Source organism: Rhodococcus coprophilus NBRC 100603 (assembly GCF_001895045.1).
GTDB classification, from domain to species: domain Bacteria; phylum Actinomycetota; class Actinomycetes; order Mycobacteriales; family Mycobacteriaceae; genus Rhodococcus; species Rhodococcus coprophilus.
This window is the reverse complement of the sequence record NZ_BDAM01000012.1, coordinates 155,628-165,010: the sequence shown is the minus strand read 5'-3', so window position 1 is coordinate 165,010 and position 9,383 is coordinate 155,628. Positions and strand designations below refer to the sequence as shown.

The following is a 9,383-nucleotide window of genomic DNA, read 5'->3' as shown; positions in this document are numbered from 1 at the left end:
CGGTATTTGTGTAGCCGGATGGGGTGCCGGCACGAGCGAGGGGGCCACGGATGTGGCCCCCTCGACTGCGTTCCGACCGTTCTACGGACGGGGTGCCTTGGGCTTGGGCCGCGCGACCGGGCGGGGCAGGGCCTGCGTCAGGCGGGGTGCCCAGCCGTGCGACGGCCAACGCTTGAGTCCCAGGCGGTCCGGGCTGAGTCGCGTGTCGACGAACTTGGGCTCGAGTTCCGGATCGGCATCACCGAGGAAACGGTAGAGAATCGTCCCGCCGCTCTCTTCGCTGCGTGCAGCCGCTTCCCAGCGCGTCGCGCGATAGACGGCGCGAACGATGTTGTCCGCCACCACGATTATCGGCAGGCCGTCGATCCCACGGGCCGCTGTGCCGGCGGGCCACGGCCGGGCTGCCAGCGCACGGACTTGTGCGGGATCGGCGTTCTTCGCTTCGTTGATGCGGAGAACCACACACGGCGTCGGCAGTTCGGGAGCCGGTGTCGCCGAATACTGGCGTACGAGTTCGGCAATCGGAATGGCTGTGCGGTCGGCTTCGGAAACGTCGGTCGTCCCTGCCAGATTGGTGAGAATGCACTCCCCGCGATGCGGCTCGATCAAGCCGAGCGCAGCGATCACGGCCTGCGCCGTCACGTCCGCTGTGTGATCGGCATCCGATTTCGGATCGAGCCGGTCGGCCACGACGAAATGCTCGACGGAATACCCCGAGTCGTAAATGGCCTTGATGCGGCGGAGCGCAGCCTCGGTCTCGGGCGTCGCGGGCAATGCCTTTTCTCCCGCTTCGGTGAGTTTGTGGGTTTCTCCGAGTGCCGACCACACCAACGTGTAGATCCGGTTTCCGCGCCCGGTGCCCACATAGACGATGCTGCGATCGCGGGGATCGACCAACGCGTAGACGTACGCGCCGAGTTGGTCGACGACGGGTTGCGGCATCGGCTGCGGGGTGGGGGTGCGGTCGTCGACCTGGGTGACGATCGCGCGCAGCACAGTCAGTCGGAGCGAGACCGGCACCTTGCCGGCAGAGCCACCGAACAGTTCCCGGTTGGCGGCATCGACGGTGCCGAAGGTGCGTCCGGCGTGCTTGCTGAGCGCGCCCAGAGCCAGAGTGAACTCCTCGAGCCTCTGTCGCGGATCGTCTGCGGTGTCGGGCAGCTCATTGCTGGTCAGGAACATCTGGATCTCGGGAGATTCCAGCAAGGTTTGGGCAATGTTCAGAGGAACTGTCCACACGGTACGCATGTTGCGACTCTAGGCCAATACCGGTGCTCGAGTGCCTCTCCGCGCACAGTCTGCTTCGGTTCTCGTCGCGTCTTCGGACCACGTCACGTTGTCACCGAGCTGGCCTCAGGCAGGTCCCACAAGCTGTCGGAGGGAACGCGGGTCGCCGGTCTCGAATGCACCGATTGCCCCTCCTGCGGCGCGACGACTCGCCCACCGCGAAGGTGGTACCCGCCTCAATAACGGCACCGCTGCCTCCCCGCCGACCAACGTCGCTTAACGTATAGCTCGTGAGCAACCCTGCCTCTGATGCCGCGGGTTCTGCGGCGAGTCCGGCGTCGGCATGGCCGACGCTTCTCACCTGGCGAGCGCTGGACGCGCCCCGAATGGAATCGGTGCGTGTGCAGCTCAACGGCCGTCGGATCAAAGCGTCCGGCCGCATCGTGGGTGGCGCGTGCGCCGACCATCCCGCATTCAGCGCCTCCTACGACTTGGTGACCGACGAAAACGGCGTCACACGCCGTTTGTCTGTACGGACCACCGTTGCAGCCGGTGAGCGTCATATGTCGATCAGCAGGTCTGAAGAGGGCATCTGGATGGTGGACAACGGCACCCAGCATCAACGTTCCACGTTCGGTGGGGCGCTGGACGTCGACGTCATCCTCAGCCCGTTCTTCAACGCGCTGCCGATCCGGCGCCACGGGCTCCAGTCGGGCTCGGCCGATCTCGAGGTGCCGGTGGTCTACGTGAACCTCGTCGACCTCGGTGTCCAGGAAGCGGCTGTGATGTACAGCAGCGCGTCCGACGGCATCCACGTGCTGTCGCCCGTGTCGACGTCGTCCGTCACGGTCGACGCCGACGGGTTCGTCATGGAGTACCGCGGGCTGGCCGAACGGATCTAGCAGCCGGCGAGGTCGCCACACCGCAGTTCGCGAGCAGCTAGTCGTCGGCGGTTTCGACCGCGAGCGCGACGGCGAGCGCTGTCGATTCGGCAGGGTGGCTCCCGTGCCCGCCGGTTCCTCCGGTGAGACCGACGACCTGCAGCCCGATCGGCAGCGTGCCACCGCCCGGTGCCGGCACAGACAGCGCAGGCACACCGAGGACGCTGAACGGGATGCAGTGCTGCAGCAGCGGTCCTCGCAGCGCCGCCGGGTCACTGTCCTGCGGTGCCGATCGGATCCCGGCCGTCGCCGTGATCAACGCATCGAGACCTTCCGACTTCCGCAGACGCTCCACAACCTCGTGCCGCAGGCGTGAAGCGGTCCGCACGGCGCGCACGTACTCGTAGGCGGGTCGGTCCCGCTGCGCGGCCAGTAGTGCGGCTGTGGCGGGCTGATAGCGCTCAGGGGTCGACTCGAACCACTCGCGATGGGTGTCGTAGGCCTCCGAACCGGTGACGACGGGATACACGTCGAGCAGTTCGCCGGTTTCCGGCAGCGTCACCTCGACTACCTCCGCGCCGAGATCCACCAGAGTGCGACATGCCGTGTCGACGGCTGCCTCGAACTGGGGATCCGCGAAGTCCCAGATACCACCGCGGAGCCTGCCGATGCGGAGGCCCGATACCGGGGTGCGCAGATGCGCGATCCCGGGAATCGCGCCCCACGCGAGCGCGACGTCCAGGGTGTCCGTGGCCAGCAGACCCACATGGTCGAAGGTCGTGGACAGCGGAAATACGCCTTCGATCGGAAGGGCGCCGTGGCCGGGCTTGAAACCGACGATCCCGCACAACGCGGCCGGAGTACGGACGCTGCAACCGGTGTCGGTGCCGAGCGCGACAGGGACGATTCCACGGGCGACGAGAACCGCCGACCCCGACGACGAGCCACCACTGATGAGACCTGGGTTGTGGGGATGCGCAGCTGGGCCGGATGCGTTGACGAGGCCGGTCGGACCGTAAGCGAATTCGTGGAGGTGGGTCTTCGCGACGACGATCGCACCCGCCTCGCGCAGTTTCCGGACGATGCGGGCATCGGAGGTAGCAGGCGGGGCGTCGTCGAGGACGGCGCTGCCGCAGCGAGTCGGCAGGCCGGCGACATCGATGTTGTCTTTGACCGCGACGGCGACGCCGTGCAGCGGTCCGATCCAGTTGCCGGCGGCGATCTCCGCGTCGGCGCGTGCTGCGGATTCGAGGGCGGCCGCGTCGTCCCGGGCCGCAACGATGTTCTGCCAGGGTGTGCCGTCGAGTGCGTCGAGATCGGCCAGTACCTGGCGGATGTGTTCCGTCGGCGTGAGCTTGCCGGTCGTGATAGCCGAGGCGATGTCGCGCAGGGTCATCGGGCCCATACCTCTCCGCGGCGTCCGGCCTCGCGAAGTGCGGTGAGCCAGTCACCCTCCCCGGGTACGACGCCGGTGATGGGGACGCGGGCCTGCTGGTCGTACCGGGCGCGGGCGTCGAACCCGGCGCGGGTGAGGTCGGCGGTGCTGCCGTCGGCAAGCTGTTCCCGCGCGGCCGACAGCACCGCCAGGGTCTCGTCGAGCGCCACGAGCAACGCTGAGGCGTTGGCCTCGCACATTGCGTCGACGAGTGCCGGAGCGGTCGCTGCCACGCGGGTTCCGTCGCGGAACGAGCCCGCAGCCAATCCGAGTGCCAGATCGCCACCGGCGGCCCCCGCCAGCGCGAGGGCTTCGGCCAGCACGTGAGGCAGGTGCGAGATCCGGGCGACCGCCGCATCGTGTTCGGCGGACTCGGCCGGGACGACGACAGAGCCACAGTCGATCGCGAGGTCCGCGACGGCCTGCCACACCTCGGGGTCGGTGCCGTCGTCGACCGTCACGACCCACACGGCGTCACGGAACAGATCGACGGTGCTCGCCGCCCAACCCGACTCGGCGGTGCCGGCCATCGGGTGACCGCCGACGAAACGCCTGGACAAGCCGTGTGCGGCGACGGCGGCCGCCATCTCCGACTTGACGCTGACGACATCGGTGAGCGCGACATCCGGTGCGTGTTCGGCGATCGCCTCGAGGATGCTCCCGACCGCCGGCATCGGAACCGCGATCACCACGATCGCGTTCGCATCGGCAGCTCGTTCGAGCGTCGCGGTCAAGTCCGTGCTTGCGTCGAAACCCAGATCGCGGGCCGCGTGCACGACTTCCGGCGAGCGGTTGTATCCCCACGCGTGGCGGCCGGTCGCGGCTGCTGCGCGGAGAAGCGATCCACCGATCAGGCCGAGGCCGAGGACACATACGGGCGGGGCGAACGTTGCGGTAAGCACCGCTCCAGGTTGGCATATTCGGGCGTGGGCTTCATTCGCGGGACGAGGCAGACTACCGTTGCGCGCATGGCTGCACAACGCGTAGGGAACAAGAGCCCTTCGGTGAGTTCGATCGAGGACCTCGACGGTTTTGCCGTCGCCGTGACGCGTGAAGACGGGCTCTGGAAGTGCCGGGCCCTCACAGATTCGGCACTGACGAGCCTGGACACGGCCGTGACCGAGCTGCGGGAACTACGCAGCTCCGGCGCCGTGTTCGGTTTGCTGAATGTCGACGACGAGTTCTTCGTCATCATCCGTCCTGCGCCCTCGGGCACCCGGTTGCTTGTGTCCGACGCGACGATGGCGATCGACTACGACCTGGCGGCCGACGTTCTCGACGCTTTGAACGTCGACATTCCCGACATCGACCCGGACGAACTGGACGACGTGGAACCGTGGGAGGAAGGCGACCTCGCAATCCTCAAAGACATGGGTCTGCCCGAACCGGTGCTGGCGGTGATCCTGTCCGAGACGGACCTCTACCCCGACGAGCAGCTCGAGGAGATCGCTCAACGTCTCGGATTCGACGACGTATGGGCCGCCGCTCTGGACAAACTGCGTTAGATGGGCCTGCGCGACGACGAAAAACTGATTCGGGTCGCGCTGGAGGCTGCGGCCGCTGCGCCCGTCGGGGACGTTCCGGTGGGCGCCGCGGTGTTTGCGGCCGACGGCACGGAGCTGGCCCGCGCCGCGAACTCGCGTGAAGCCACCGGAGACCCCACCGCACACGCCGAGGTGCTGGCGCTGCGGGCGGCCGCGCGCGTGTACGGAGACGGCTGGCGTCTGGAGGGCGCAACGCTCGCGGTCACCCTCGAGCCCTGCACCATGTGCGCAGGGGCGGCGGTCCTCGCACGCGTCGAACGGATCGTCTTCGGTGCCTGGGAGCCCAAGACAGGGGCCGTGGGATCGTTGTGGGACGTCGTGCGGGACCGGCGGCTCACCCATCGCCCACAGGTGCGCGGCGGTGTGCTCGCAGCCGAGTGCGCGGGGGTTCTCGAGGAGTTCTTCAGAGCGCAACGCGACCCCCATCCAGGCCTTTGACCAGCCGATTTCAATGCACGCGCCCGATCCGGTAGAGTCTTTTAGCGGTGGCGTGTCCGAGCGGCCTAAGGAGCACGCCTCGAAAGCGTGTGACGGGTAACCCCCGTCCGAGGGTTCAAATCCCTCCGCCACCGCCATAAAGTCCCTCACCTGTTCACACAGGTGAGGGACTTTTTTGTCTGGTGGATCCGGAGTTGGTTCAGTCGCCTTCGAACCGGGCCCGAACCTCCCGCATCTTTGCCTGGAGTTCGTCGGGATCGATCACCCCGCGGTCGAGCAGTGTATGTGCGGTGGCGATCGCGGACCTGGTATGGACCGGGAACTCGCGGTAGATATCTTCGCCGAGAGCGTCCTCCGTCTGGCGACGCTCGAGGTTGTCCCATACGTTGCGCCAGGAGAGACACTCGACGGTCGCCTGCATGCTCGACTCCCAGGGCGCGGGCGTACGGTCCAGTTCCGGCAGCGACGTCTCCCGGACCGCATCATCCCCGAGCAACCCCAGAATGATCTCGTGGGCCTCGACCGAATCGCGTCGGTCGAACCTTTGCTTGTCAACTGTCACTGTCAACCTCCGACCTGCGAGGGTGCCTTTTCTGCGGTCCAATCTGCCTGTGGCAGAGCGACACCGATCATGGTGTCGCGGGTGACGATCGCGGCGAGCTGGTCCTCGGTCCAACCCTCCGTGCCTTCCGGACGCATCGGCATCACCATGAACCGTGACTTCTGGTTGGAGTCGTGGACGCGCACTTCGACATCCGAGGGGAAATGGAGACCGAACTCGGCGAGCACCTCGCGGGGACGGCGCACGAGCCGGCGGCGATAGTTGGGAGTCCGGTACCAGTCGGGCGACATGCCGAGGACGGGCCTCGGGTAACACGAACACAGGGTGCATACGATCATGTTGTGCACCTGGGGTGTGTTCTCCAGGACGTAGAAGAACGTGTAGTCGCTGGGGGTGCCTGTCCCGGTCGGGTCCAGCCAGTCGACTCCCACCGCTTTGGAGGCTTCTGTCGCATCCTCGAGCAGTTGACGCTTGAAGTCGGGGTCGAGCCATGCCTTGGCGACGAGGCGGGAACCCTTGGAAGGACCGATCGACTGCGCCCACTCCGAGAATCGGCGGTGGTCTTCGGATGAGAACAGGCCTTTTTCGATCGACAGTTCCCGGATGGCGGCCTCGAGTACTTCGAATTCGCCTACCTCGGGGCCTTCCTGGATCGGATCGTGGCCTTCGTGGCTGTGATTTTCGCTCATTATGCTTCGTCCTTTGCGGGTGCAAGCCAGCGCTCGGAGCACTCTGTTTCGAGGGTATCGACATCGAATCCGGTGTAGGGGTCCCACAAGTCGGTCTGGAGGAACCGCACGACGTAGAACGGTTCGGTGCGCCCGTTCTCGAGGCGGTCCCATGCCTCGTCCTCCGGGATAACCCATTCGGGACGGTATTCGACGACGACGCCTGTGTGGCCGCGCACGAACGCCTGTGTGCGAGTGTGGAAAAGGGACGTCGCGTCCTTTACCGTAACGCGGTCACCGATCTGGTATTTCGTCATGATCGCTCCTCGCTCAAACGCGTGCGGACAGCATCGATCTTGGCTGACAATTCATCTGGCGTGATGAGGCCTTTGTCGATAAGAGTCTTGGTGGCGACGGTGATCCAGCGCGCGTAGTACGGAAGGCCGAAGTAAAGCGTCGCGCCCAGATCATTTTCGGCACGGCGCCGCATCTCGGAATTCCACGCGCCTCGCCAGCCCAGGCATTCACAGGTGACGTACGTGTTCATCTCCCACGCCTCTTCGACCTTTTCCTTGTATTCGACGGGCAGGTCGGGCTGGCCACCAACGTCGTGGATCACGTGCCGCAGTGCGGCATATCGGGCGTTGGGCAACGTGTACGGGGAGTCCTGTACCTCGTGGATGGCTGGGGCGATGTCGGCGAGCAGACTCGTCAGGGTGTTGAATGACGCGCTGGGGCTGGGTGTGCTCTGCGACGCGCCCGATTGCTTAGCCGGTGAACTCATTGTGTTTCCGATCCGATCGGTCGGTGGTTCCCCTCGAGGAGTCCTTCGCGGGGCGGACAGGGAATGGGAATCACATGGCCGACATAGGCGCCGCCTCACGGACCGGCGGGCGGGCCGACCGGTCGGATAGGTATGCAAATACGAGACCCAGGCTCGCCCAGAGGGTCGTCTGGGTAGCTAGTGTGGACAGCCGGAATTCCCACAGCAACGTGGCGGGGAACCCGTCGGCCACTTCGTTGACGGACGGCAGCAGAACGCAACCGACGACCGCGACGACGAGGAAAGCGAGAGCCGTAGCCGCGATGCGGGCGACAGGTGCGAGTCGTTTCGCCGATGCAGTAGCCACGTACGCGGCGACTACCACTGCCAGTAGTCCTATGGCCACGGCGGCGAGCCAGAGCCAGGTACGTTGGCCGAAGGTCTCGGGGTTGCCTACGGCCGGAGGATTCGGCGGATATTTCACGTACGGCACTATCACGACGGCGAGCCATGCGGCTCCGGCGAGGCCGAGACTCAGCGTTACGGCGGAGACCGGGACGGTCCGCCGAATCGCGTACGCCACCGATGCGAAGATCGCGCCCAGTGCGACGCCTGCCAACGTAGTCGCGAGGAACAATCCTGCGCGCTGACCAGTCCGAGAGACGAGGGGCTCGTCGTCGTGGTGTTCTGCAGTAGCGACTCCGCCGGAGTCCGATTCGCCATGCGAATGCGGTTCTGAAACAGAGTTTTCCAGTGCTACGGCAGCCTCTACCTGAGGCTCTCCGACAACGAAGGCCACGCCGCCGGCCAACAGCCCGGCGAGAAGTCCCGCCAGGAGCCCACGGACCAGTAACCGAGTGTACGTTCCGGTCAGTGACATGGCAGCCCGAGGAGGTGGCGGCCGTCGTGCATCAGTTCGTGCAGGTACATTCCACTGCGCGAGAGCACACCGTTGTCGAAACCGACCAAATAGAGCGTGAGGAATGCGAGCAGGACGACGCCCACCGCGATGAGAGCTGCGTTGACGGCTTCCGTTGTCTGTTCGGGCACTGCGGTGAATGTCATGGTTTACCCCTGAATGTTGAGCCCCGTCGGCCTGTTCGGTGTGGTGGAACGGTGCGAACTATCGAACTAAAGCGCGGGGTGGAGCGGGTGCGACCATTCAACGGTACATGCGCGTCGAGCCGGAGGAACAGTCTTCTCTATTTGTCCGACGTGAAATTCTCTGGCGAGAGAGTATTCGGTCTGTATGACCGTTGTGGCGTTTTTGCGACTATTGACTTCGCCGTCGCGTTGGAGGGCTGCACTTGGTGTGAAGTTCAATTATTTCCGCCTCTCTGCGTCGAATCCGACCGCCATGGAAGAAGCGGGCCCGACGTTCACCGTCGGCTCTCCGGTCGTGAAGGCTCCCGGGGATGCCGTCCCAGTTACATGGTGCGGAAGTGTATTCACTGATAATCAGGTCATCGGTCCCGTCAAGCCACGCCACACTCGCAGCGTGGTCGCATGCAGGAGGTGGCCGAGCTGATCCGGAACCCGACTCGGGACGCCACCTCGTTGCGGGCAATCCGGCGGTACGCCCCCGAACGTGCTGTCCGCGACTACCAAAAGACCGGTGTGGCGATCGCGGGTCTGGTCGATCGACCGCGGCCGCTGCGCTTGATTCGTCCGACTTGAAATTCACTGTTGTGAGAAATGCACTGTTGTGAGCGGTATTCGGTAGGTATGACCGTTGTGGCGGATTTGTGACTTGTTGTTTTTGCCGTCTCTTGGGGGAAGCGTCGAATTATTGATGCAATTCTTGGTGAATTCAATTACTTCCGGGTGCGGGTAAGGCCGACGCCCCCGGTACCAGCGAACGACAG

12 protein-coding genes and 1 tRNA gene are annotated in these 9,383 nt (G+C 65.3%); 4 read left to right on the top strand and 9 right to left on the bottom strand.

All coding sequences use genetic code 11. From position 1 onward, the window contains the following. Positions 1–81: 81 nt before the first annotated feature. Complete coding sequence (locus RDCOP1_RS20820) at positions 82–1,248, bottom strand: GIY-YIG nuclease family protein (protein WP_072705136.1); 1,167 nt, start codon at positions 1,246–1,248, stop codon at positions 82–84. 269 nt (positions 1,249–1,517) lie between these two features. Here RDCOP1_RS20820 and RDCOP1_RS20815 point away from each other — a divergent pair, with 269 nt between their 5' ends. Then, a complete protein-coding gene (locus RDCOP1_RS20815) occupies positions 1,518–2,129 on the top strand; it encodes a putative glycolipid-binding domain-containing protein (protein ID WP_072705133.1) in 612 nt (203 codons plus the stop codon). Between the two features lie 37 nt (positions 2,130–2,166). On the opposite strand, the gene RDCOP1_RS20810 is transcribed toward RDCOP1_RS20815, so the two are convergent. Then, entirely contained in the window at positions 2,167–3,513 is a 1,347-nt protein-coding gene (locus tag RDCOP1_RS20810) for an amidase (protein ID WP_072705130.1), read from the bottom strand. Continuing rightward, entirely contained in the window at positions 3,501–4,463 is a 963-nt protein-coding gene (locus RDCOP1_RS20805; RefSeq protein ID WP_072705226.1) for a prephenate dehydrogenase, read from the bottom strand. Before RDCOP1_RS20805 ends, RDCOP1_RS20810 begins: the two co-directional genes overlap by 13 nt. Positions 4,464–4,511: 48 nt before the next feature. Here RDCOP1_RS20805 and RDCOP1_RS20800 point away from each other — a divergent pair, with 48 nt between their 5' ends. From RDCOP1_RS20800 to RDCOP1_RS20790, 3 genes are all read left to right on the top strand, one after another. Next, on the top strand, positions 4,512–5,048 hold the full coding sequence (locus RDCOP1_RS20800; RefSeq protein WP_072705127.1) for a tRNA adenosine deaminase-associated protein: 537 nt from the start codon (positions 4,512–4,514) through the stop codon (positions 5,046–5,048). After that, entirely contained in the window at positions 5,049–5,525 is a 477-nt protein-coding gene (locus RDCOP1_RS20795; RefSeq protein WP_072705124.1) for a nucleoside deaminase, read from the top strand. 46 nt (positions 5,526–5,571) lie between these two features. Further along, positions 5,572–5,662, top strand: a tRNA-Ser gene (locus RDCOP1_RS20790). Between the two features lie 62 nt (positions 5,663–5,724). Here RDCOP1_RS20790 and RDCOP1_RS20785 read toward each other — a convergent pair. The 6 genes from RDCOP1_RS20785 to RDCOP1_RS20760 all read right to left on the bottom strand — a co-directional run bounded on the left by RDCOP1_RS20785 (position 5,725) and on the right by RDCOP1_RS20760 (position 8,583). Further along, positions 5,725–6,033: an SH3-like domain-containing protein gene (locus RDCOP1_RS20785; protein ID WP_111731684.1), complete on the bottom strand. Its 309-nt coding sequence runs from the start codon at positions 6,031–6,033 to the stop codon at positions 5,725–5,727. 56 nt (positions 6,034–6,089) lie between these two features. Further along, entirely contained in the window at positions 6,090–6,776 is a 687-nt protein-coding gene (gene scnC / locus RDCOP1_RS20780; protein WP_072705118.1) for a thiocyanate hydrolase subunit gamma, read from the bottom strand. Then, the gene (locus RDCOP1_RS20775; RefSeq protein WP_072705115.1) at positions 6,776–7,072 is read right to left on the bottom strand and encodes an SH3-like domain-containing protein; all 297 of its coding nucleotides are present in this window, start codon (positions 7,070–7,072) and stop codon (positions 6,776–6,778) included. The genes scnC and RDCOP1_RS20775 overlap by 1 nt, the downstream gene beginning before the upstream one ends. Continuing rightward, entirely contained in the window at positions 7,069–7,539 is a 471-nt protein-coding gene (locus RDCOP1_RS20770; RefSeq protein ID WP_072705112.1) for an SH3-like domain-containing protein, read from the bottom strand. Before RDCOP1_RS20770 ends, RDCOP1_RS20775 begins: the two co-directional genes overlap by 4 nt. 70 nt (positions 7,540–7,609) lie before the next feature. Further along, positions 7,610–8,398 (bottom strand): CbtA family protein, encoded by a 789-nt coding sequence (locus tag RDCOP1_RS20765; protein ID WP_072705109.1) that lies wholly within the window; start codon positions 8,396–8,398, stop codon positions 7,610–7,612. Next, positions 8,389–8,583, bottom strand: a complete 195-nt coding sequence (locus RDCOP1_RS20760) for a CbtB domain-containing protein (protein ID WP_072705105.1) — start codon at positions 8,581–8,583, stop codon at positions 8,389–8,391. The genes RDCOP1_RS20765 and RDCOP1_RS20760 overlap by 10 nt, the downstream gene beginning before the upstream one ends. Between the last annotated feature and the right edge of the window lie 800 nt (positions 8,584–9,383).

Excerpts from the sequence above, each read along its gene's own strand:
- RDCOP1_RS20775 (WP_072705115.1), bottom strand. The coding sequence starts at position 7,072 with ATGACGAAATACCAGATCGGTGACCGCGTTACGGTAAAGGACGCGACG.
- RDCOP1_RS20760 (WP_072705105.1), bottom strand. The coding sequence starts at position 8,583 with ATGACATTCACCGCAGTGCCCGAACAGACAACGGAAGCCGTCAACGCA.
- RDCOP1_RS20765 (WP_072705109.1), bottom strand. The coding sequence starts at position 8,398 with ATGTCACTGACCGGAACGTACACTCGGTTACTGGTCCGTGGGCTCCTG.
- scnC (WP_072705118.1), bottom strand. The coding sequence starts at position 6,776 with ATGAGCGAAAATCACAGCCACGAAGGCCACGATCCGATCCAGGAAGGC.
- RDCOP1_RS20770 (WP_072705112.1), bottom strand. The coding sequence starts at position 7,539 with ATGAGTTCACCGGCTAAGCAATCGGGCGCGTCGCAGAGCACACCCAGC.
- RDCOP1_RS20820 (WP_072705136.1), bottom strand. The coding sequence starts at position 1,248 with ATGCGTACCGTGTGGACAGTTCCTCTGAACATTGCCCAAACCTTGCTG.
- RDCOP1_RS20810 (WP_072705130.1), bottom strand. The coding sequence starts at position 3,513 with ATGGGCCCGATGACCCTGCGCGACATCGCCTCGGCTATCACGACCGGC.
- RDCOP1_RS20800 (WP_072705127.1), top strand. The coding sequence starts at position 4,512 with ATGGCTGCACAACGCGTAGGGAACAAGAGCCCTTCGGTGAGTTCGATC.
- RDCOP1_RS20795 (WP_072705124.1), top strand. The coding sequence starts at position 5,049 with ATGGGCCTGCGCGACGACGAAAAACTGATTCGGGTCGCGCTGGAGGCT.